Origin of the sequence: Neobacillus niacini (assembly GCF_030817695.1) — a bacterium.
GTDB classification, from domain to species: Bacteria; Bacillota; Bacilli; order Bacillales; family Cytobacillaceae; genus Neobacillus; species Neobacillus niacini_F.
Genome location: NZ_JAUSZQ010000003.1, coordinates 724,835 through 748,288 on the forward strand (window position 1 = coordinate 724,835; position 23,454 = coordinate 748,288).

General features: G+C 38.4%; 22 protein-coding genes. 21 read left to right on the top strand and 1 reads right to left on the bottom strand.

The features are described 5' to 3' along the window. Positions 1 to 37: 37 nt before the first annotated feature. The 7 genes from cyoE to QFZ28_RS27050 all read left to right on the top strand — a co-directional run bounded on the left by cyoE (position 38) and on the right by QFZ28_RS27050 (position 5,339). A complete protein-coding gene (gene cyoE, locus QFZ28_RS27020; protein WP_307197710.1) occupies positions 38 to 955 on the top strand; it encodes a heme o synthase in 918 nt (305 codons plus the stop codon). A gap of 159 nt (positions 956 to 1,114) precedes the next feature. Next, a complete protein-coding gene (locus tag QFZ28_RS27025; protein ID WP_307197711.1) occupies positions 1,115 to 1,261 on the top strand; it encodes a cytochrome c oxidase subunit 2A in 147 nt (48 codons plus the stop codon). A 15-nt stretch (positions 1,262 to 1,276) separates the two neighbouring features. Continuing rightward, the gene (locus tag QFZ28_RS27030) at positions 1,277 to 1,744 is read left to right on the top strand and encodes a cytochrome c oxidase subunit II (protein WP_307197712.1); all 468 of its coding nucleotides are present in this window, start codon (positions 1,277 to 1,279) and stop codon (positions 1,742 to 1,744) included. 19 nt (positions 1,745 to 1,763) lie between these two features. Next, positions 1,764 to 3,446, top strand: coding sequence for a cbb3-type cytochrome c oxidase subunit I (locus tag QFZ28_RS27035; protein ID WP_307197777.1), 1,683 nt, complete (start codon positions 1,764 to 1,766; stop codon positions 3,444 to 3,446). 75 nt (positions 3,447 to 3,521) lie between these two features. Further along, complete coding sequence (locus tag QFZ28_RS27040) at positions 3,522 to 4,151, top strand: SCO family protein (protein WP_373428172.1); 630 nt, start codon at positions 3,522 to 3,524, stop codon at positions 4,149 to 4,151. Between the two features lie 3 nt (positions 4,152 to 4,154). Continuing rightward, positions 4,155 to 4,712: a hypothetical protein gene (locus tag QFZ28_RS27045; protein ID WP_307197714.1), complete on the top strand. Its 558-nt coding sequence runs from the start codon at positions 4,155 to 4,157 to the stop codon at positions 4,710 to 4,712. 21 nt (positions 4,713 to 4,733) lie between these two features. Next, positions 4,734 to 5,339 (top strand): methyltransferase, encoded by a 606-nt coding sequence (locus QFZ28_RS27050; protein WP_307197715.1) that lies wholly within the window; start codon positions 4,734 to 4,736, stop codon positions 5,337 to 5,339. A gap of 33 nt (positions 5,340 to 5,372) precedes the next feature. Here the strand turns inward: QFZ28_RS27050 and QFZ28_RS27055 are convergent, their stop codons facing one another. Beyond that, positions 5,373 to 6,461 (bottom strand): GIY-YIG nuclease family protein, encoded by a 1,089-nt coding sequence (locus tag QFZ28_RS27055; protein WP_307197716.1) that lies wholly within the window; start codon positions 6,459 to 6,461, stop codon positions 5,373 to 5,375. A gap of 327 nt (positions 6,462 to 6,788) precedes the next feature. Here QFZ28_RS27055 and QFZ28_RS27060 point away from each other — a divergent pair, with 327 nt between their 5' ends. The 14 genes from QFZ28_RS27060 (at position 6,789) to argH (ending at position 23,370) form a co-directional block, all read left to right on the top strand. Next, complete coding sequence (locus QFZ28_RS27060; RefSeq protein WP_307197778.1) at positions 6,789 to 7,820, top strand: fatty acid desaturase; 1,032 nt, start codon at positions 6,789 to 6,791, stop codon at positions 7,818 to 7,820. Positions 7,821 to 7,967: 147 nt separating this feature from the next. Beyond that, positions 7,968 to 9,101 carry a sensor histidine kinase gene (locus QFZ28_RS27065; RefSeq protein ID WP_307197717.1) on the top strand — a complete coding sequence of 378 codons (1,134 nt, stop codon included), beginning with the start codon at positions 7,968 to 7,970 and terminating at the stop codon, positions 9,099 to 9,101. 2 nt (positions 9,102 to 9,103) lie between these two features. Continuing rightward, on the top strand, positions 9,104 to 9,703 hold the full coding sequence (locus QFZ28_RS27070) for a response regulator transcription factor (RefSeq protein WP_307197718.1): 600 nt from the start codon (positions 9,104 to 9,106) through the stop codon (positions 9,701 to 9,703). Between the two features lie 175 nt (positions 9,704 to 9,878). Beyond that, on the top strand, positions 9,879 to 10,643 hold the full coding sequence (locus QFZ28_RS27075) for a MerR family transcriptional regulator (protein ID WP_307197719.1): 765 nt from the start codon (positions 9,879 to 9,881) through the stop codon (positions 10,641 to 10,643). A 65-nt stretch (positions 10,644 to 10,708) separates the two neighbouring features. Beyond that, positions 10,709 to 10,837 carry a hypothetical protein gene (locus QFZ28_RS29905; protein WP_373428173.1) on the top strand — a complete coding sequence of 43 codons (129 nt, stop codon included), beginning with the start codon at positions 10,709 to 10,711 and terminating at the stop codon, positions 10,835 to 10,837. A 224-nt stretch (positions 10,838 to 11,061) separates the two neighbouring features. Next, positions 11,062 to 12,099, top strand: coding sequence for an N-acetyl-gamma-glutamyl-phosphate reductase (gene argC / locus QFZ28_RS27080; protein WP_307197720.1), 1,038 nt, complete (start codon positions 11,062 to 11,064; stop codon positions 12,097 to 12,099). 40 nt (positions 12,100 to 12,139) lie between these two features. Next, positions 12,140 to 13,366 carry a bifunctional ornithine acetyltransferase/N-acetylglutamate synthase gene (argJ, locus tag QFZ28_RS27085; RefSeq protein ID WP_307197779.1) on the top strand — a complete coding sequence of 409 codons (1,227 nt, stop codon included), beginning with the start codon at positions 12,140 to 12,142 and terminating at the stop codon, positions 13,364 to 13,366. A gap of 14 nt (positions 13,367 to 13,380) precedes the next feature. Beyond that, positions 13,381 to 14,175 carry an acetylglutamate kinase gene (gene argB, locus QFZ28_RS27090; RefSeq protein WP_307197721.1) on the top strand — a complete coding sequence of 265 codons (795 nt, stop codon included), beginning with the start codon at positions 13,381 to 13,383 and terminating at the stop codon, positions 14,173 to 14,175. Continuing rightward, complete coding sequence (locus tag QFZ28_RS27095) at positions 14,175 to 15,374, top strand: acetylornithine transaminase (protein ID WP_307197722.1); 1,200 nt, start codon at positions 14,175 to 14,177, stop codon at positions 15,372 to 15,374. The genes argB and QFZ28_RS27095 overlap by 1 nt, the downstream gene beginning before the upstream one ends. A gap of 5 nt (positions 15,375 to 15,379) precedes the next feature. Continuing rightward, positions 15,380 to 16,456, top strand: coding sequence for a carbamoyl phosphate synthase small subunit (locus QFZ28_RS27100; protein ID WP_307197780.1), 1,077 nt, complete (start codon positions 15,380 to 15,382; stop codon positions 16,454 to 16,456). Beyond that, positions 16,443 to 19,679: a carbamoyl-phosphate synthase (glutamine-hydrolyzing) large subunit gene (carB, locus tag QFZ28_RS27105; protein WP_307197723.1), complete on the top strand. Its 3,237-nt coding sequence runs from the start codon at positions 16,443 to 16,445 to the stop codon at positions 19,677 to 19,679. Before QFZ28_RS27100 ends, carB begins: the two co-directional genes overlap by 14 nt. After that, on the top strand, positions 19,663 to 20,640 hold the full coding sequence (gene argF / locus QFZ28_RS27110) for an ornithine carbamoyltransferase (protein WP_307197724.1): 978 nt from the start codon (positions 19,663 to 19,665) through the stop codon (positions 20,638 to 20,640). The genes carB and argF overlap by 17 nt, the downstream gene beginning before the upstream one ends. Positions 20,641 to 20,718: 78 nt before the next feature. Then, entirely contained in the window at positions 20,719 to 21,930 is a 1,212-nt protein-coding gene (locus QFZ28_RS27115; RefSeq protein WP_307197725.1) for an argininosuccinate synthase, read from the top strand. A 63-nt stretch (positions 21,931 to 21,993) separates the two neighbouring features. Beyond that, positions 21,994 to 23,370, top strand: a complete 1,377-nt coding sequence (gene argH / locus QFZ28_RS27120; RefSeq protein WP_307197726.1) for an argininosuccinate lyase — start codon at positions 21,994 to 21,996, stop codon at positions 23,368 to 23,370. The last annotated feature ends 84 nt before the right edge of the window (positions 23,371 to 23,454 follow it).

The following is a 23,454-nucleotide window of genomic DNA, read 5'->3' on the forward strand; positions in this document are numbered from 1 at the left end:
AATAAGGTGATGGAATTTGTGCGGGGAGGTATAGTAAATGAATAAAAACGAAATACCTTCTATTAACAATAGGAAAACACCTTTATTAAGTGCTACTATATTAATCAAAGATTTAAAAGCACTCTTAAAGGCAGGTGTTTTGGCAGCTAATGTCCTGCCCGTCTTTTCAGGGTTCTGGTTAGCGCTTCATTTTTCTAATAAAGCTTTTGTGAATTACTGGGAATTATTCTTGCTGACAATAATCGGCAGTACATTGGTCATGGGCGGAGCACTTATCCTAAATAATTGGTATGATGTAGATATAGATACGATAATGGAGAGAACAAAAAATCGCCCCACCGTAACAGGGAATATTCCATTAAATATTGTGTTAATATTGGGGATTGTTTTTACCATACTCGGTTTCACCCTTTTACTTTTTACGACCATTGAAGCCGCCATTTATGGATTCGTCGGTTGGTTTACGTATGTTTTTTTATATACCATGTGGTCAAAACGGAGATATACGTTTAATACGTTAATAGGGAGTGTATCCGGTGCTGTAACTCCGTTAATAGGCTGGGCAGCCATTGAATCTAGCGCCAATATCGTCCCGATTATCTTGTTTCTAATCCTATTTGTTTTTCAAATGCCGCATACTTTTGCCATTGCGATGAAGAAATGTAAAGAATATAGCGCTGCGGGTGTAGCGATGCTTCCAGTGGTACGCGGGTTTGCTGTAACCAAAGTGCAAATAGTCGTCTATGTAGCCTGTTTGCTGCCTTTACCATTTTTCTTAACCTCTCTAGGTACAGCCTTTATTGTACTTGCCACTCTATTTAATTTAGGCTGGTTAGCTGTAAGTATCGGCGGATTTTTCACTAAGGACGATTTAAAGTGGGCACACGTGGTTTTTTTATATTCCGTAAATTATATAACGATTCTTTTTTTGCTAATGGTTATTGTTACCGTTTAGGAATCAAAAAATGAACTGTCCCTTGAGTTGCATACAAGTGCAACTTAAGGGACAGTTTTTTTTTATAAAAATAACTGCGCCCGTGATTCAGTTCACTACATTGAGAATCAGTCGCAATTATTATAAAGGTAAGAACAAATTAAGGGGGTTGATTTTTCGATGGCAGCTGCAAAGGTAACTCATAAAGGTAAAAAAGAGGAACACGAAGCACCGCTAAAAGGAACATGGATTTCTGTAACAGTTGTGGGAGTCGTGATTGTTGCTACGTATATCATTCTATACGGTCTTTATATGGCCAGAATATAAAGGGGGAAAAGAGAGATGAAAATGCATCTCGATGAAAAAATATGGCTTACGATAAGTTTTGGTATCATCATGGGATTCATGTTAATCACAGGTTACCAAGCTTTTGCACTAGAAATGGGACCACCAAGTAATATGGAAACCATTGATCCACAGAAGGTTGATGAAACTGCACCATTTGATAACCCAGGTGTTAAAAAAATTGGTGAAAATGAATATAAAGTCGTTATGACCTTACAAGCCTTTGGTTTTACTCCTAATAACATTGAAATACCTGCTGGGGCAAAAGTTACGTTTATTATGACTTCAAAGGATGTTGTTCACGGATTTGAAGTGGCTGGAACAAATATAAATGCAATGGTAATGCCAGGGCATATTCAAAAAATCACCCAAACATTTGATAAGCCGGGCAGTTATCTAGTTATCTGTAATGAATATTGCGGTGCCGGTCACCAATTAATGAGTACAACGATTACGGTTAAATAAGGGGGGATAGCAGATGAAAATGGAAGCAGATATAAAAGTAGGTTTTAAAGATAAAACAGACAAGATGCTGGGATATTACCCAGAGGATGCAAAAATATCGAAATCATATATAGCTGTAGCATTTATCGCATTATTAGTTGGTGGATTTTTAGGATTATTACAAGGATTAAATCGAGCAGGATTGTTAGAGTTACCTACTTGGTTTAATTATTATCAAGTATTGACTGCGCATGGATTATTGCTAATCCTCGTGTTAACAGCATTCTTCACCATTGGATACTTTTATGCAGCACTTTCTCATAATTTAGGGGGGCTTCTTCCAAAAGTAAGAAAGCTCGCTTGGACTGGATTCTTCGTAAAGCTTGTAGGATTTGTATTAGCCGTTATTCCAATCTTAATGAATGAAGCTTCGGTTATGTACACCTTTTATCCGCCGATGGCTGCACACCCTGTATTTTATATTGGTTTAGCATTAATCGTAGTAGGTGTTTGGTTATGCTGTATTGGAGCATTTATCCAAGTAGCGACTTGGAGAAAAAGTCATAAAGGGCAACACGTTCCGATCCTTTCTTACTTTGCAACTGGTGTTTTCGTTCTATTATTTTTCGCTCTAATGTTCGTAGCAGTTGAAGTATTATTTATGATTATTCCATGGGTATTTGGCTGGGTCGACACGATCAATGTTATGGTCGCTCGTACACTATTCTGGGCTTTTGGACACACTTTGGTTAACATCTGGTATTTAACAGCAGTTTCTGCATGGTACGTAGTGGTACCAAAAGTGATCGGCGGAAAGCGCTGGAGTGATTTACTAACACGTGTAGTTATTATCGCTTTAGTCATCATGAACATCACTGGTGGTTTCCATCACCAAATCATTGACCCAGGTATAAATGAAATAGTTAAATTCATGCACGTATTTATGAGTTTAGCAATAGGATTCCCATCTTTAATGACAGCATTTGCACTATTTGCAGTATTTGAGCGCACGGCTAGAAGAAAAGGAGGTAAAGGGTTAATCGGCTGGTGGAAAAAAATGCCTTGGGGCGATGTCAGGTTCCTAGCACCGTTTATTGCCATGGTTGCCTTTATTCCAGCTGGAGCTGGTGGTATTGCACAAAGTACAAACCAATTAGACCAAGTTGTTCATAATACAATGTGGATTGTTGGGCATTTCCACTTAACATTAGGTATGTCAGTGGTTATGACATTCTTTGGAATCAGTTACTGGTTAGTTCCTTTTATTTCAAACCGCGTATTAACGCCGCAAATTAACCGATTAGGTATTATCCAAACATGGATTTGGACAGTCGGTATGATTTTTATGGCAGGTGCTATGCACTACGTTGGGCTTCTAGGTTCACCAAGAAGAACTTCTTATACAACTTATGGCGACCATGCCACAGCTTTGGGCTGGGACCCATACTTAATGTGTTTAGCAGTAGGGGGAACACTGTTAATCATTGGGGTTATTCTTCAAGTGTATGCCGTATTCAATATGATGTTCTTTGCACCAAAAGGGGAAATAGAATTCCCAATTGCTGAAGAAGAAGATAACGCAACAAAAACTCCATATATCACAGAACGCTGGGGCATTTGGATTGTAGTCATGCTTATCGTAGTAGCAATGGCATATGTAATTCCGTTAACAGAATTTATCGTAAACGCACCGCCAGGATCACCACCTTTTAAGACTTGGTAATATGTAAAAAAGAGATAGCTCCAAGATATTGGGCTATCTCTTTATTCTAATAAAAATTTGGAAGTGATCATGATGATCAATCATAATAGGTATACGAAAATCTCATTTTTTCTTGTTATAATTTTTGGCCTTGGATTGTTTTACTTCGGAACCGATGGCTTCACTGCCTTTACTGCCGAAACTGCCAGAGTGCAGCAGCTTAAAGATAATCAACCTAAATTCCCTGATGTTACCCTTGAGGACAGCATGGGACGAAAATATTCAATCTCTGAATTTGAAGATAAATATGTATTTATTACATTTCTCTATACATCCTGCACCACCGTTTGCCCTGAATTGGAATATAACATGAAGCAAGTTTACGATAAACTCCCGCGTGGCGTGAAAGGAGAAGAAATTGTCTTTTTAAGCATAAGCTTCGATCCCCAAAGAGATACACCGGCTGTATTAAACAAGTACAAAGACTATTTTAATAGTGATGGTGAAACCTGGCGGATGGCTAGAATCCCTAATCAGACTGAGTTAGATTCATTGTTAAAGGCATTTGGTGTCATTGTAATTCGCGATGATAACGGAAATTTTGCTCATAATTCTGCCTTTTATTTAGTGAATAAAAAAGGCAGTTTGATTGATGTAATGGACTATAAAAAAATCAACGAAGCTGCTCAAAAGGTTAGTAACATTCTAGAAAGAGGGGAGCAGTAAGCTGTGAATCAATCATTTTATGGTTTGCTATTATGGATTTTCCTAGTTGCTCCTCCAGTCGCAAATTTTATGGAATCAGTTATGGTTATTCATATGCATATGCAAATGCCGATGCTGGTTATTGCAGGAATGTTAATGGCTCGTTTTTTCCAAAAACGTTTTCCAGGATTTTTTGAAAAGTGGAACAGCAATGGGGTTCCAGGAATTACGTTATTTGTTGTTATCATGGTATACTGGATGTTACCGCGGACAATGGATGAAGCATTAACTTCTCACCTTGTAGAAGGATTTAAATTTATCAGTTTACCATTTTTAGCTGGACTTTCTTTAAGAGACAGTTGGAGAAAACTAAATCCTTTCGGAAAAAATTCCATTATTACTAGTTTTACGGTTCTTTTTATAGGCTTAGGATGGCTATATATTTGGTCACCTGTGCAATTATGTAATAACTATCTAGTCATCGAGCAAGTAACACTTGGCTGGGGATTTTTAACAACAGCAATTGGGATGGTAGTCTATTTAGGCTATAACTTTTTTATCGACCCTACCGCATATAAATGAGAGGGCAGGCAGGAGAAGTAAATGAAAGAAACGAATTACGATGAATTGCTGAATATCGAGACGGAAGGAACTCAAAGGGGATTTAACAAGTCCTTTCACTATCACCGCTACGAGCCAACTCCTTACCCGGCACTTGAAAAATTATTCGCAGAATATGAATTAACCAGCCGCGATCATATCGTTGATTTTGGCTGTGGAAAAGGAAGACTCAACTTCTTTATTCATTACCTATTTCATTCATCTGTTACAGGAGTTGAGATGAACGAAAAGCTATACGAAGAAGCGCTGGAGAACAAAGCGAATTATTTAATAAAAGCTAAAAATAAAGGTGAGATTCAATTTCAATGCTGTTTAGCAGAAAAATATGAAATTAGTTCTCTTGATAATCGTTTTTACTTTTTTAACCCATTTACGATACCGATTTTTTGGAAAATCATTAATAATATTTTGGTTTCGGTAGAAGAATTCAAACGCGAAGTAGATGTGATTTTATATTATCCATCTGAGGATTATATCTACTATTTAGAAAACCACACCTTATTTGAATTAATAAAAGAAATTCAACTTCCTGATTTATATGAAAATAATGCCAATGAGCGATTTTTAATTTATCGTTTGGCATATTAAATGGCCCTCGTGTCTAATGGAGACAATCGAGGGCTAATTTGTGATCTTTTGTTTTTTATAAATTAATTTTGTTACTGCATTTTCAATGTCCTTATCTAAGTGGTTGTGTATCCATTTATCGGGAATCTTCTTATAGCGGCAATGGCTGCTTTTTAAATAGTTATAAATAATTTGAGCTTCATCAAATTCATCTTTTTTTACATGGCTTACCTTAGGAAAAGCAGTATTGTTAAAAGTTGTGATGATGAGGTTGCTGAGCTGATTAGCCTCTGCACTACCAAGAGTAATGATTTTACTGAAAAGAATTTCGTTTCGTTTTATGAGAAAGAGCTTGAAGGAATCCTTGCTTAAATTTTCTATGACAACCAGATTTTTATTTTCCTCCGTAAACTCGATGACCTTTTCTTTTCGAAGCAGAAACTGAATGGCATCAATCCTACCTCTATATCTAGCAGCAGCCTCAAAGTCGAAATCGGCTGCGGCTTCAGCCATTTCCTTTTTTATACGATCAAGGATTAATTTGTTCTCACCATTTAGTAAAGCAATGATATCTTCGATTATGGCATAGTATTCCTGTAAAGCCGTTCCACCGCCGCACATCCCGATGCATAACCCAATAGAATGGTTAAAGCACAGCGAATTCTGCCGCTTAGGATTGCTGCAAAGTATTTTATAGGCCTCCTTCATGCCCAATATCGCAGATTCGACTCTAGCTTTGCTAGGAAAGGGACCAAAATAAAGTTTCCCGTCCTGTTCATCCCGATGATTTGTAATCACAATGTCAGGGTACTTCGTGGCCTTATCAATCGCAATGTAGGAGTAGGATTGGGGGCTTTTCATCATTTTATTAAATAGAGGTTTTATCTCGCGAATTAATTTACATTCCAGCATAAATGCTTCAAATTCGGTATCGGTAAGCAGAATATCAAAATCTCGAATATTGCTGACCAGTTTAATAATCTTTTGCGGATGTGCTTTTGATTGTTGGAAATAGGACCGAACACGTCTTTTTAAATTTTTTGCCTTGCCGACATAAATAATAGAGCCGCGAGAATCTTTCATTAAATAGACCCCAGGGGTCGAGGGAAGACTTTTCACCTTTTCTTTAATAAAAATAATCATTTCCCCCTTTCCCATTTTTCATCATTTTAACATAAAAAAATAACCAGATTGAGTAAAACAATCTGGTAAAAGGACGGTATGCAAAAGTTGGGACAAACCATGAATGAAATAGTGAAATTTTAAAAATTAGGGTTAATATTCTCGATGAAAGCAGAAAATAAAATTGCCCAAAAGGGGAGGAGAGGCTCGAGGAGATGAGCTTCTCCTCTCTTGCGTAATAGGGGGAATATGACATTTATCATGTTTTGCATATGACAGCTATATCTACAAAAAGTTGTTTTACTAGGGCTATACTTTTGATAAAAAATGAAAGAAGGGAATAAAGTGATGATGGAACATAACCAAAAGAATTTACGAAAGCAAGTGGCACCTTATGAACAATCAAACCTACCGGCAAGCATTTGGCAGATGATCAATACCCTGGTACCTTTCTTTTTACTGTGGATTCTTGCTTATCAAAGTCTTACCATTTCATACATATTAACTTTGGGGATAGCTGTCCTTGCAGCGGGTTTTTTGGTGAGAACATTCATTATTTTTCATGATTGCTGCCATCACTCCTTTTTTAAAAATCGAAAGGCAAATATGATTCTTGGCACGATAACCGGTATATTGACGGTATTTCCCTATCATCAATGGCAGCACGATCATTCTGTTCACCATGCAACTAGCAGCAACTTGGATAAAAGGGGAACGGGAGATATTTGGGTGCTGACAGTGGATGAATACTTAGTTGCTTCACCGTGGGAAAGATTAAAATACCGTTTATATCGGAATCCACTCGTTATGTTTGGACTCGGTCCGATTTACGTCTTCCTGCTTAAAAATCGCTTTAATCGAAAAGGTGCCCGGTTCAATGAACGTATGAATACCTATATAACCAATGCAGGAATTGCTGCTTTGACAGCGTTACTTTGTTTGACAATTGGATGGGAGCCATTCCTATTAGTCCAAGCTCCAATCTTCCTAATTTCAGGTTCTTTGGGAATCTGGTTGTTTTATGTACAGCATACTTTCGAGGATTCCTATTTTGAGGAAGACCAGCATTGGGAATACGTAAAAGCAGCGGTTGAAGGCAGTTCCTTTTATAAGCTTCCAAAAGTTTTACAATGGCTGACGGGGAATATTGGCTACCATCATGTCCACCATTTAAGCCCGAGAGTTCCTAACTATAAGCTGGAAGAGGCACATAATAACACACTGCCGTTGCAAAATGTGCCAACGATCACGTTAGCAACCAGCTTAAGCTCACTCAAATTCCGACTATGGGATGAGAAAGGCAAAAAGTTTGTTGGTTTTAAAGAGGTTAAGGTCCTATTAAAAAAACAGAAAGAGATACTTCGACCTGAGAAAGCTTAATTTCGGCAAGCCCTTTTTAGGGGCTTGTCGTTTTTTACTGTTCTATTTGGGGGTAATGGCGGAATAAATAGTAGTAAATGAAGATAGAGGGGAATTGTGGTAAAATTGAGGTAAATTATTATTAAAAGTGGAAAATGAGGTTCCTTCATGATCAAAAGGTATATGACATTCCAGAAAAATAGCGGTATATCACCATATATATGGACCATTCTTTGCATATTACCATTTTATTTTATTTTTCAAACAGCCTCACCTATTAAAATTATTGTTGGAATTATCCTAACTATACTCTTTTTCATCTTCTATCGGATTGCATTCTTTGCTAAAGGATGGCCGGTTTATCTTTGGACCTTCATCTTAATAGGCATTTCAATTACATCTACGAGTCTTTTCAGCTATGTGTATTTTGCTTTCTTTCTCTCCTATTTTATCGGTAATATTAAAGACCGTGTCACGTTTCTAACCTTATATTTTATTCATTTGATAAGTACATCCGCCTCTATTAATTTCAGTATTGTGCAGATGGATGAACTTTTTCTTAAGCAATTGCCTTTTGTCATTATCATTTGGATAAGTGTTATTTTGCTGCCTTTTAATATTCATAATAAAAAAGAAATGGGGCAGCTTGAAGAGAAATTAGAAGACGCCAATAAGCGAATTTCAGAACTAGTTAAGCTCGAGGAGCGCCAGAGAATAGCCCGTGACCTTCACGATACATTAGGGCAAAAGCTATCGCTCATTGGTTTAAAAAGTGATTTAGCGAGGAGATTAATTACAAAAGATCCGGATCAGGCACGTAATGAGTTAAAGGATGTCCAGCAAACTGCAAGAACGGCGTTAAGCGAAGTAAGAAAAATGGTGTCATCCATGAGGGGAATCCGATTAAAGGATGAGATTGTACGTGTGAAACAAATTCTGAAGGCAGCCGAAATTAACTATGAGGGAAACCAAGATTTTTCAATAAAAAATGTTCCGTTATTAACGGAGAACATATTGAGCATGTGTATGAAAGAGGCTGTAAATAATGTAGTCAAACATAGTGGTGCCAGCTCTTGCTCCATTTCCATTGAACAATCATGGAAGGAATTGGTGATGACCATCCATGATAATGGTGTATTTAAAAGCGATGGAGACAAAGACACGAGGGGAAGCGGTCTTTTAGGAATGAAAGAACGCCTTGAATTTATTAATGGCAGCTTAGAGCTTCAAACAAAAGAGGGCACAACTTTAATAATCAGAGTGCCTAATGACGTAAAACCGTCTGACAAGGAGGAGGCGTAAAAATGATTAAAATTGTAATAGCAGAAGACCAGCAAATGCTGTTGGGCGCCTTCGGGTCACTTCTTAATTTAGAAGAGGATATGGAAGTGGTTGGCAAGGCTTCAAATGGGGATGAAGCAGTAGCTTTGGTACGAAAGCACGAGCCGGATATTTGCATTATGGATATTGAAATGCCAGGTAAAACCGGACTTGAAGCGGCAGAAGAAATAAAAGGGTTAGATTGTAAAGTCATAATCTTAACAACCTTTGCCCGGACAGGGTATTTTCAACGTGCCTTAAAAGCTGGAGTTCGAGGCTATTTATTGAAAGACAGTCCCAGTGAAGAGCTGGCCAGCTCCATCCGGCGCGTTATGGAAGGAAAACGCATATACGCTCCAGAACTGATGGATGATGTATACTCCGAAGAAAATCCACTAACCGACCGTGAAAAAGAAGTATTAGAACTGGTCGCAGACGGCAAAAACACACAAGAAATCGCAGAACAACTCAGCATCAAAACAGGAACCGTCCGCAACTACATTTCAACTATCCTAGACAAACTAGACGTCAAAAACCGTATCGAAGCCATCAAACAATCCAAAGAAAAAGGCTGGTTCAAATAATTAAAAAAAGCCCGGTTGAAGCTGATTTAACAGAAATAGATAAATGATATGCAGGCATTCCTCAGGTGTTGAAACACATTAGAGGAATGCCTCTTATTTTTTATAAAATAGGAAAACTAGTTATTGACCTTAACGTTGCGTAAAGGTGTATCGTTGTTTATGAGGAGATGATCACATGGAATATACAATACAAAAACTAGCTAGTCTCGCAGGTGTCAGCACTCGAACACTCAGATATTATGATGAAATTGGAATTCTTAAGCCGGCAAGAATTAATTCATCAGGATATCGGATCTATGGACAGGAGGAAGTAAACACACTTCAGCAAATCCTATTCTACAGAGAGTTAGGAGTCGGTTTAGACAGCATTAAGGGGATTGTAACGGCGCCTTCCTTCGATGGGGCTAAAGCACTGCGGGAGCATCGTGAAAAACTCCTCGAAAAAAGAGAGCAGCTAGATATATTAATTGCCAATGTCAATAAAACGATAGCACTTACGGAAGGGAGAATCACCATGTCAAATAAAGAGAAATTTGAAGGTTTTAAGAAGAAGATGATTGAAGATAACGAGAAAAAATACGGAAAAGAGATTCGTGATAAATATGGCAAGGAAAGTGTTGAGGCTTCCAATGCAAAAGTAATGAACATGACAGAGGAGCAATATCAAGAGGTAACAGCATTAGCGGAACAAATCCATACTACACTAGCTGAAGCATTTAAAACAGGAGACCCTGCAGGTGAATTAGCACAAAAAGCAGCACATCTTCACAAGCAATGGCTCACTTATTATTGGAAGGATTACAGCAAGGAAGCTCATGCAGGTCTAGCACAAATGTATGTAGACGACGAAAGATTTACAGCTTATTATGATAAAGAACAACCAGGGACTGCAGTGTTCCTAAGGGACGCAATTCATATCTACACAGGTCAAAAAAACTAATGATTAAGGCTCACCCATTAATTATTTTGGGTGAGCTTTTTTTATTTTAACAGTAATATATTGGAATTTCTTTATATAACCATTATGATTTAGATGAAAAAACACTATTTAAAAATGCAGACCGAGCCTTATATAGTGCAAAGGAAAAAGGAAGAAATAACTATCAAATCTATACTAAACAAGAAACCGGCTAATAATAAATTGGCCGGTTTCTGTAATAGGTACCTAATTTGTATAATATATGATATGCATAGAAAATGCATAAAAATCGTATGATTATACACCAATAAATGAAAACGTTTTCAAAAATTACACTAAAAAAAATCGATAAAAACTGAAAATTAGGCGATTTTTTTGTTGAATAAATATTACTTAGTATGTATAATGATTCATTATATAAGACGTAGGAGTTGGAAAAATGAGAGCTGCGATAATTGGTGGAACGGGATATGGAGCAATTGAGTTAATCAGGCTTATGAACAATCATCCATATTTAGAGATTGGTTCGGTTGTTTCCAACTCTCAAGCGGGTAACGGCTTTAGCGAATCCTACCCACACCTAACTGAAATTATTAATCAACCACTTGAAAGCTTTAATGCGGATAGATTAGCAAAAGAAAATGACATTGTATTTTTAGCCACACCATCTGGCGTCAGCAGTAAACTGGCCCCAGTACTTGTGGATAATGGAATAAAAGTAATCGATCTTTCAGGAGATTTCCGGCTTAGGTCGCAAACTGAATATGAAACATGGTATAAACATTCAGCACCTGAGGAAAAATATTTAAGTCAGGCAGTTTATGGATTAAGTGAGATTTATGCAGAAGAAATTAAAGGTGCAGCACTAATTGCTAATCCAGGCTGCTATCCAACTGCAACTAGCCTCGGTTTGCTGCCAATTTTGAAGGCAAATCTAGCTGATTCACAATCTATTATTATTGACGCCAAATCAGGGGTTTCTGGTGCTGGCAGGGGACTTTCATTAACATCCCATTATGCTGAAATAAATGAAAATCTCAAAGCCTATAAACTTGGTGCCCATCAACATATTCCGGAGATAGAACAAGTTCTAACGGATGAAACAGGTAATCCAATCACCGTCACGTTTACAACGCATTTAGTACCGATGTCGCGGGGAATCATGATTACTGCATACGTGAACGTAACTGAAAAAATTTCAACTAATACAATTCACGATCTATACAAGAAATTTTATGAAAATCATCCTTTTGTAAGGGTACGGCCAACAGGGACATATCCTTCTACAAAAGAGGTAAGTGGCAGCAACTACTGCGATATTGGCTTACATGTTGATCCACGAACGAATCGACTTACAATCATTTCAGTAATCGATAATTTGGTTAAAGGTGCCGCAGGGCAGGCCATTCAAAATGCAAACATAATGAACGATTGGGATGTCAGGACGGGGCTTAATAGCATACCAATGTATCCATAATATTTAATGGGTTACCTATAATAGAGGGGGAATTAATTTGTTGCCAGTAGTGTCAAATAAAGAAATCGTTGTACTAAAAGAAGGAAGTGTTACTTTACCGCAGGGATTCACGGCAGGCGGCATGCATTGCGGGATAAAAAGAAAGCGACTTGACCTTGGATATATTGTATCGGAAGTTCCAGCCACAACTGCTGGCGTATATACAACGAATATTTTTCAAGCAGCCCCCCTTTTAGTTACTCAAGAGAGCATTGCGAAAGAAAATAAAATCCAGGCGGTAATCGTCAACTCTGGAAATGCCAATGCTTGCACAGGGGAACAGGGAATACTAGATGCATTTCAAATGCAAAAAGGATTTGCAAACGAATTAGGTATCGAGGAGCACCTGGTTGCTGTTACATCCACTGGTGTTATCGGAGAACTTCTGCCAATGGATAAAGTAACAACGGGGATTAAACAAATCCTTAATCCAGAATTTAAAGATGAGCAAAATTTCAAACAAGCGATATTAACAACGGATACTTGCATTAAGCAGGTTGCTGTTCAAATAAAAATAGATGGAAAGACAGTCAGCATTGGCGGTGCAGCAAAAGGATCTGGGATGATTCATCCGAACATGGCAACCATGCTTGGATTTATCACAACAGACGCTAATATTGCCCATGAGGATTTACACGCAGCCTTAAAAGATATAACGAATCAAACCTTCAATATGATCACAGTTGATGGCGATACAAGTACGAATGATATGGTTTTAGTCATGGCAAACGGATTAGCAGGTAATGACCAGCTAACCAAAGACCACCCAGATTGGGATCTATTCAAAGCAGGTTTAAAGCTAGTAAGTGAAGAGCTTGCGAAGAAGATTGCCAGAGATGGCGAAGGGGCAACAAAGCTTGTTGAAGTTCAAGTAAACGGCGCTTACAGCCATGAAGCTGCAAGAGCAGTTGGGAAGTCGATTATATCTTCAAATCTTGTAAAAACAGCCATCTATGGTACTGACCCGAACTGGGGAAGAATCGTTACAGCAATAGGTTATTCAGGAATTCCTGTTGAACCTAATAAATTGAAAGTAGCTATTGGTCCTTACAAAGTATTTGAAAATGGCTTACCTTGTCCATTTGTTGAAGAAGAGGTAAAAGAGTACCTACAACTGGAAACCGTTAGTATTCTTGTTGAATTAAATCAAGGTGATGATAATGCAACGGCTTGGGGCTGCGATTTAACTTATGATTATGTAAAAATCAACGCATCCTACCGCACCTAAGTGAGGGGAAAAAAATGAATTATATAGTCATTAAGTGTGGCGGAAGTGTGTTAGAAAATCTGCCAAAGACATTCTATGAAGATGTGATTTCCCTCCATCAAAACGGAGATTGGACGCCGATTATTGTCCATGGCGGAGGTCCGCTTATCAATAAATTGTTAAATAACTTACATGTAGAAACCTCCTTTGTAAATGGTTTAAGAGTAACCAATCACGAGGTATTAGATATTGTAGAAATGGTGCTAAGCGGAACGGTGAATAAACAAGTAGTACGGAACATCATTGAGGCAGGCGGCAGTTCATTTGGTGTTAGTGGAGTGGATGGATGCTTGTTAAAAGCTGTTCCGACTACAGATGAAAGTTTAGGTTTTGTAGGCGAAGTGGTTGAAGTGAATACCACGGTCATCGAAAGTATTGTAAAACAAGGACATATACCTGTCGTTTCACCAATCGGGATTGGCGAAAATGGACAGCGCTACAATATTAATGGAGATGTTGCCGCCAGTGCGGTCGCCAAGGCGCTGGAAGCAAACCTTTGCTTTATCAGTGATATACCGGGAATTTTAGTGGAAAAAAATGGTGAAAAGTTCAAACTAGATATGGTTACAAAAGCCGAAGTAGAAGAACTGATTGAAAATAAAACCATTTATGGCGGGATGATTCCAAAGGTCAAAGCAGCCATTGATGGATTAGTTCATAAAATACCGATGGTCGGTATTATCGATGGATTTGAAAAAAATAGCTTAGTAGAATACGTGAACGGCAAAAATATTGGAACAAAAATTGTTTTAGACGAGGAGATTGCCTAATGACCACCAACACTTCTGTAACCCCAATTTCGCCGGTAATGGCAACCTATAGCCGCTTTCCCATTACGTTGGTAAAGGGGAAAGGAAGCTATGTATGGGATGATCAAGGGGAAAAATATTTAGATTTTACTTCAGGCATTGCCACTTGTAATTTAGGGCATGTACCGGATGTGGTGAAAGAAAAACTTGAGGAGCAGCTTCAAAATCTTTGGCACTGTTCAAACCTTTATAATATTCCTAATCAGCAGGAACTGGCTGCACTTCTCACAGCAAATAGCTGTGGCGACCAAGTTTTCTTTTGCAACAGTGGGGCGGAAGCAAATGAGGCAGCGATTAAGATGGCAAGAAGATATGCACATAAGGTAAAAGGAACAGATTCATTTGGAGTCATTACCTTTCAACAATCTTTTCATGGAAGAACGTTAGCGACGTTATCGGCAACAGGACAGGAAAAAATCCAGAATGGATTTGCACCGCTTGTCAAAGGCTTTAGTTATCTGCCATTTAATGATATTGAAGCACTAGAGCAGTTAAAAACACTCCAGCCAGCAGCCATTTTATTGGAACTCGTCCAGGGCGAAGGTGGAGTCATTCCAGCTAATCACGAATGGGTCAAGAAAATCGCAGAAATCTGCGATGAGAAAGACATCCTTTTAATGGTTGATGAAATTCAAACAGGAATCGGCAGGACCGGCACACTGTTCGCATATGAACAATACGGTATAGAACCGGATGTTATTAGTATCGCAAAAGGTCTTGGCTCTGGGTTCCCAATAGGTGCAATCATTGCTAAAGAAAAGGCAGCAAAAGCATTCGAGCCTGGTACACATGGAAGTACGTTTGGCGGCAATCCATTAGCAACTGCAGCAGGGGTTGCAACGATATCTCATATCATTGAAAGTAATTTACTAAATCATGTTAATGAAATTTCAGTGTACTTTGATGAACAGTTAACGAAGTTTAAAGAAAAGTATACTTTTATAGAGGATATTAGAGGAAAAGGTCTCTTAAAAGGGATGGTTGTCGGAGATAAGGCTCCTCAAATTGTTCAAAAAGCAATCGAAAATCAACTGTTGATTTTAACAGCGGGGCCAAATGTTGTTAGGCTGCTTCCGCCATTAACGGTAACTAAAGAAGAAATCAACCAATTCACCAAAGCATTGGAAAAGACTTTCCAAAGTATAGAGAAAGGCGAGTGAGGATTTTGGAAAAGGGATATCTTACTTTGGAAACTGGAGAGGTTTTTGAAGGAATACTAATAGGTGCGAACAAGGACTCAATCGGAGAAGTTGTTTTTAATACAAGTATGACTGGCTATCAGGAGATCATTACAGATCCTTCCTATGCTGGGCAGCTTATCACGTTCTGTTATCCCATTATCGGAAACTATGGAATCAATGCGATGGACGATGAATGCATTTCCCCTTCCTTAGCAGGAGTGGTGATTGGTGATTTATGTGAAACACCAAGTCATTACCAATCTATAAATAAGTTTTCGGAAAAATTAATACAGGCCGGCGTTCCTGGAATTGCTGGAGTGGATACAAGATTACTGGTTAAAACGATTCGAAGCCGTGGAACGGTAAAAGGATATCTAAGTAAGTCTAAAACTGAAACTTTTGTTGAAAACAAATCTACTCCACTTTGGGTAGAGAAAGTCTCAACGAAAAACATTCAATATTTTAATAATGAAGGACCTCACGTTGTCCTGATTGATTTTGGATATAAGAAATCAATACTCAATGCGTTACTGGATGAAAAGTGTTCGGTTACAATCGTCCCTTTTAATACCTCTTTTGAAAAAATTAAATCTTTAAATCCAGACGGAGTGTTATTAAGTAACGGGCCTGGAGATCCAATGGCACTGAAACAATGGTTTCCAGAAATCAAAAAGATTACAGAACATTATCCAACTCTAGGTATCTGCCTGGGTCATCAATTAATTGCCCTTGCTTATGGAGCAAAAACAGAAAAACTCGCTTACGGACACCGCGGAGGCAATCATCCTGTTAAAGAACTAGCAACAGGTAAAGTGAAAATTACTGCTCAAAATCATGGATATGTGGTGGTCGATGAAAGTATTGACACTCAGGTATTCCAAATCACGTACCGAAATGTTAATGATAAATCCATTGAAGGGTTAAAGCATCGACGCTTTCCGATCCAAACCGTGCAATTTCACCCGGAAGCACATCCAGGACCTAGTGACACCGAATACATCCTTGAAAATTTTGTATACCAGATAAATTCCGTGGGAGATAAACGTTATGCCATTAAATAAAAACCTAAAAAAAGTATTAGTAATTGGATCAGGTCCCATTGTAATCGGGCAGGCAGCTGAATTTGATTATGCAGGAACACAAGCCTGTATCGCTCTTAAAGAAGAGGGAATACAGGTAGTATTAATCAATAGTAACCCAGCAACGATTATGACGGACGAAACAGTTGCCGATAAAGTATATATCGAACCATTAAATGTTGAAACCATAGAAAAAATTATCCAAAAAGAAAAGCCTGATGGAATTATTGGAACTTTAGGTGGTCAAACTGGTTTGAATCTAACGGTAGAACTCTATGAAAAAGGTATTCTACAAAAATACAATGTAGAGTTGTTAGGAACCTCTGTAGAATCGATAAAAAATGGCGAGGACCGTGATCGGTTCCGCAGTTTAATGATACAAATTGACGAGCCAATCCCAGAATCAGCAATTATTCATACGTACGAGGAGGGAGTATCGTTCGTCAATGAAATAGGTTTTCCAGTTATCATCCGACCGGCATATACACTAGGTGGACACGGCGGCGGCTTTGCCCATAATGGGGAAGAACTTGAAAATGTTCTAAAGAAGGGATTAGCAGCAAGCCCGATTCATCAGGTCCTAGTTGAAAGAAGTATTAAAGGCTGGAAGGAAATTGAATATGAAGTGATAAGAGACGCCAATGACACATGTATCATTGTTTGTAATATGGAAAATATGGACCCTGTTGGGGTTCATACAGGTGATTCCATTGTTGTTGCTCCATCACAAACATTAACAGATGTGCAATATCAAATGCTTCGAAATTCTTCATTAAAAGTAATACGAGAATTAGAGATTATTGGCGGCTGTAACATCCAGTTTGCACTTAACCCTGTTTCAAATCAGTACTGCATTATTGAAGTAAATCCAAGGGTAAGCCGTTCTTCCGCTTTAGCGTCAAAGGCAACAGGTTATCCGATTGCAAGGATGGCGGCTAAATGTGCGGTTGGGTATCATCTCGATGAGATTGTGAACCCAATAACAGGTAACACCTTTGCGTCCTTTGAGCCTGCGATTGATTATATTGTTGTAAAACTTCCACGCTTTCCATTTGATAAATTCCCAGAAGCGGACCGTACATTAGGTACACAAATGAAAGCAACTGGTGAAGTAATGGCAATTGACCGAACCTTTGAAGGGGCACTAAATAAAGCAATCCGTTCAATGGAATTAAATATATTTGGACTTTGTCTGGAATCAAACAAAAGTGTAGACACTGGAGTCTTATTTGAAAAACTTCAAAGACCAAATGACCAAAGACTATTTATGATCGCAGAAGCATTTAGAAGAGGCATTTCTTTTGAAAAAATTAAGGAATTGACGGAAATTGATTCATGGTTTTTATACAAGATCAGCTCGATCGTTGACTTAGAAGTCGAATTAGCTTCTTATGGATGGAATGATGTACCACTTTCCCTGTTAAAAACAGCAAAGCGTCATAACATTTCCGATAAGCTCCTTTCACAAATATATAGCATTGAGGAAAAGCAAATAAGAAGTAAATGGAAAGAACTTAACTGGAAACCTGGCTACAAGATGGTTGATACCTGTTCTGCAGAATTTGATGCCGTTACCCCTTATTACTATTCGACATGGCTTGGAGCGGATGAGGTAGAAGTTACAAACAGTAAGAAGATTCTTGTTCTTGGTTCAGGACCAATCCGTATTGGTCAAGGAATCGAATTTGATTACTGCTCTGTACATGCAGCAAAGGCGATTAAGAAGATGGGCTATGAGGCAGTCGTCATCAACAATAATCCTGAGACAGTTAGTACTGATTACTCAGTAGCTGACAGCCTTTATTTTGAACCGTTAACGGCAGAAGATGTTCTTACTGTGATTGAAAAAGAGAATATCGAAGGTGTGTTAATTCAGTTTGGTGGTCAAACAGCGATTAATTTAGCACATGATTTAAAAGAAGAGGGAGTAAAGATCCTAGGGACAACCGTTGAAAACGTCGACCGCTTTGAGGATCGGGAAGAATTTTATCAGCTGCTAGAAGATTTGAAGATTCCACATATTGTAGGCAAGACCGTAAATCATAAAGATGAATTGTTTCAAGCAGCAGCAAAACTAGGCTATCCCGTGTTAGTTCGTCCATCCTATGTAATTGGCGGACAATCGATGTTTACTATTTTTTCGGAGGAAGAACTGAACTATTACATCCTACAGCTTGAGGAAAATAGCTCGCAGGAGAAAATGTGGCCATTATTAGTCGATCGTTTTGTGCCAGGACTAGAATGTGAAGTCGATGTTATTAGTGATGGAAAGAATGTCATTGTTCCAGGAATTTTTGAACATATCGAAAGAGCTGGAGTACATTCTGGGGACAGTATTAGTGTATTCCCACCAATCTCATTAGCGAAAGAGATAAAGGAAACATTAATTCAGTATGCTGAAAAGATCGCTACATCGGCACCAATTGTCGGCATAATGAATATCCAATTTGTTATTTATCAGGGTCAAGTCCTTGTTCTAGAAGTAAATCCACGTTCTTCACGTACAGTTCCAATTATGAGCAAGGTTACAGGCGTTCCAATGATTGAGTGGGCAGTAATGGTTCAATTAGGGGTCTCCTTAGATTCTCTATCTAATGAAACTGGTTTATTAGCAGAACCAAATTATTATTCAGTTAAGACACCTGTATTTTCAAGAAGCAAATTAAAGGGAGTCGACCACGTTTTAGGACCGGAAATGAAATCAACAGGTGAAGTTTTAGGTTTAGGAGCAACCTTCCATGAAGCGCTCGAAAAGGCTTTCCCTACATCAAGCGATGAAACAGAAAACTATTTGTTCTGCTCGATATCCGATCGGGAAAAACAAGCCAGCCTTCCGATTCTTCAGCAGTTTGTAAATGAAAATTATAAGCTAACTGCAACGGAAGGGACAGCAAAATTCCTACAAGAAAATGGCCTTATAATTGAAAAGGTTATTAAGGATAACGAAGATGTAAATGAACTATTCAAAAACAATACGATTCAAGCCGTCATCAATATACCGAACCAAGGTAGAAATAAAATTAAGTTTGGTTTTTACATTCGTGAACAAGCGACCCGCTACAATGTACCAGTATTTACTCATTTAGATACAGTGGAAGCAATGGTCAGCCTTCAGGCTCAAACTATTACTCAATCAGAGGTACGTACAGTAACGGAATATTACAATATCAAAGAGAGCGGTGTGGAACATGTCAAATGTGATTAACTGGAACGCGAAGGGTGTGTCACAGCAGCCACAATTAAAAGGCAAGGATTTCTTATCCTTGTCCGATTTTCATACAGATGAGATTCTTTACCTTTTAGAGGAAGCAAAGGAACTGAAAAGCCTTCAAAAACAAGGAAAACCACATCCTTATTTGAGCGGAAAGGTTCTAGGGATGATTTTTGAGAAAGCTTCTACTCGTACTAGAGTTTCCTTTGAGGTCGGGATGCTCCAATTAGGAGGCCATGCGATTTTCCTAAGTCCAAGAGATATGCAGCTTGGCAGGGGTGAAAGTGTTTCAGATACAGCTAAAGTTTTATCACGTTATATTGATTGCATAATGATCAGGACATTCGCACATAGCACGGTTGAAGAACTGTCGGAACATGCAACAGTACCTGTTATTAATGCTCTAACAGATTTACATCATCCAGCACAAGTAATGGCAGACTTATTAACCATTCAAGAGCACAAAGGAAAATTGGCAGGATTAAAAATGTGTTATTTAGGGGATGGCAACAATAATGTCACTCATTCATTAATGGAGGGAGCGGCAAAGGTTGGAATGCATATCAGCATTGCTAGTCCGCCAGGATATTTACCAAATGGGAAGATTACAGAAAAAGCGATTGAATCAGCAAAATTAACTGGAAGCAAAATTACCATTACACATGATCCGATAGAAGCTATAAATAATGCCGATATTGTCGTAACAGATGTTTGGACCAGTATGGGTCTGGAAGCAGAAACAGAAAAAAGATTGAAGGATCTTGCGGCATATCAAGTAAATGCAGAAATTTGTCAGCATGCTAAAGAAGATTATATCTTTTTGCACTGTTTACCGGCACATCGAGGAGAAGAGGTAACGGCTGAGATTATTGATGGGCCACACTCTGTGGTGTTTGATGAAGCGGAGAATCGCCTCCATGCTCAAAAAGCAATTTTAAAAAATTTACTAAAGTAGTAGATTTTTTTGAATTATGTTGTATAATAATTCTATTGATTGAATATTAATTCACATACATGCGAGGAGATATATATAATGGCGAAGGAAAAGATCGTTTTAGCTTATTCAGGTGGTTTAGATACATCCGTTTCAGTGAAATGGATTCAAGAGAAATACGGATATGATGTCATTGCACTAGGTCTAGATGTTGGTGAAGGTAAAGATCTAGAAGCAATTAAACAAAAGGCATTGAACGTAGGTGCGATTAAAGCCTATATGATTGATGCGAAAGAACTGTTAGCAAAAGAATATATTTTGCCAGCTTTAAAGGCGAATTGTTTATATGAAGGAAAATATCCACTATCATCGGCACTTTCACGACCATTAATTTCGAAATTATTGGTAGAAGTGGCTGAAAAAGAAGGAGCAACAGCAGTTGCTCATGGCTGTACAGGAAAAGGAAATGACCAGGTTCGTTTCGAGGTTTCCATTCAAGCATTAAACCCAAGTTTAAAGGTTGTTGCACCTGTTCGTGAATGGGGCATGACGCGTGATGAGGAAATTGAGTATGCTGCGGAACACGGTATTCCAATTCCAGTAGATTTAGAAAATCCATTCTCGATTGACGCAAATATTTGGGGACGTGCTTGTGAAGCTGGTGTCCTAGAAGATCCATGGGCAGAGGCGCCTGAAGCTGCTTTTGATTGGACTGCACCAATTGAATTAACACCAGACAAAGCTGAATATATCGAAATTGAATTCGAGCAAGGTGTTCCTGTTGCATTGAATGGTGAGAAGGTGCCATTGGTGCAATTAATCGAAACTTTGAATGAACTTGGCGGCAAGCATGGCGTTGGCCGTATTGATCATATCGAAAATCGTCTTGTTGGAATCAAATCCAGAGAAGTTTACGAAAATCCAGCTGCATTAATATTAATTAACGCTCACAAAGAATTAGAATTTTTAACTCTAACACGTGAAGTAACACAATTCAAAACCCAAGTAGAACAGCAAATGGCAAAAATCATCTACGAAGGACTTTGGTACTCACCAATTAAGCCAGCTCTTGATGCCTTTATTGATGAAACGCAAAAGGTAGTTACAGGTACGATTCGAGTGAAACTCCACAAAGGAAACCATACAGTTGTAGGTCGTAAGTCGCCAAACAGTCTTTATAATGAAGAATTGGCAACTTATTCAAAAGGGGACGCTTTCGACCATAATGCGGCTGTTGGATTCATCAAAATTTGGGGACTGCCTACAAAGGTAAATGCTGAAGTAAATAATAAAGAAAAGATAATGAAATAATAATCCAGGTGCCCTCGAAACCTTTTCGAGGGCAAACTTGTTAGTTTTGAGGAGGGGCAAACAATGTCCAAATTATGGGGCGGACGTTTTACGAAAGAAACCAATAAGTTAGTGGAAGAATTTACAGCTTCCATTTCCTTTGACCAAAAGCTTGCCAAAGAGGATATTGCGGGCAGTATGGCACATGTCCAAATGCTAGGTGAATGCGGCATTATTCCGCTTGAGGATGCGGAAAAAATAAAAGCAGGCCTGCTTGAAATCAAAAAGATGGTTGACAATAACGAAGTTGAGTTTTTAGTGGAAGATGAAGATATTCATATGAATATTGAAAAATTATTAATTGAAAAAATCGGTCCTGTTGGCGGCAAGCTTCATACTGGCCGTAGTCGAAATGATCAAGTAGCAACAGATATGCATCTATACTTACGAACAAAGACCACGGAATTAATTAAACTACTTGAGGATGTTCAAGGTTCACTTCTTGTTCAGGCAAAAGAGAATGTTAACACGTTAATTCCAGGCTATACACATCTTCAGCGTGCTCAGCCGGTCTCATTTGCTCATCATTTGATGGCGTACTTCTGGATGTTTGAACGTGATAAAGAGAGACTGATTGATAGCTTAAAGCGCGTTAACTGGCTGCCGCTTGGTTCTGGTGCCTTAGCAGGGACCACTTTTCCAATTAATCGTGAACGAGTTGCAGAAATACTGGGCTTCGAAACGGTTTATCCGAACAGCATGGATGCAGTCAGCGACCGGGATTTTATCCTAGAATTCCTCTCAATTGGTTCAATCATCATGACTCATATTTCAAGACTATCTGAAGAGCTTGTGATTTGGTCAAGCCAAGAGTTTCAATTTGTTGAACTCGATGATTCTTTTTGTACAGGGTCCAGCATTATGCCGCAAAAGAAGAACCCAGACGTTCCTGAACTGCTAAGAGGAAAGACTGGCCGTACATTTGGTAATTTGATTGGTTTACTAACAGTCCTGAAGGGATTACCATTAGCTTACAATAAGGATTTACAAGAAGACAAAGAGGGAATGTTCGATACCGTTGAAACATTGGAAGGCTCCCTAATGCTATTAGCGCCAATGATTGAAACAATGACGGTAAATAAAGATATTATGAGAAAAGCGATTAATAATGATTTTTCTAATGCTACTGATATTGCGGACTATTTGGTAAGAAAAGGTCTGCCATTTAGAGAGGCACATGAAGTTATCGGGAAAATTGTTTTATATGCGATTCAAAACCAAAAGTTCTTACTTGATTTAAGCTTTGAAGAATATCAAGAGTTCAGTTCCTTATTTGAAGAGGATATTTATAAGGTATTATCTCCAGAGCATGTAGTAGCCGTTCGTAATAGCTTCGGTGGTACATCGCCTGAACAGGTGATCAAACAAATCGAGCTTGGCGAAGGAAAACTAGGTAAATAAACGAAAACCACCGAATGGTGGTTTTTTATTTGTTTTATTATCCAAAATATTGGATAATTTCCTCATATGAGTTTTATAGAGGAG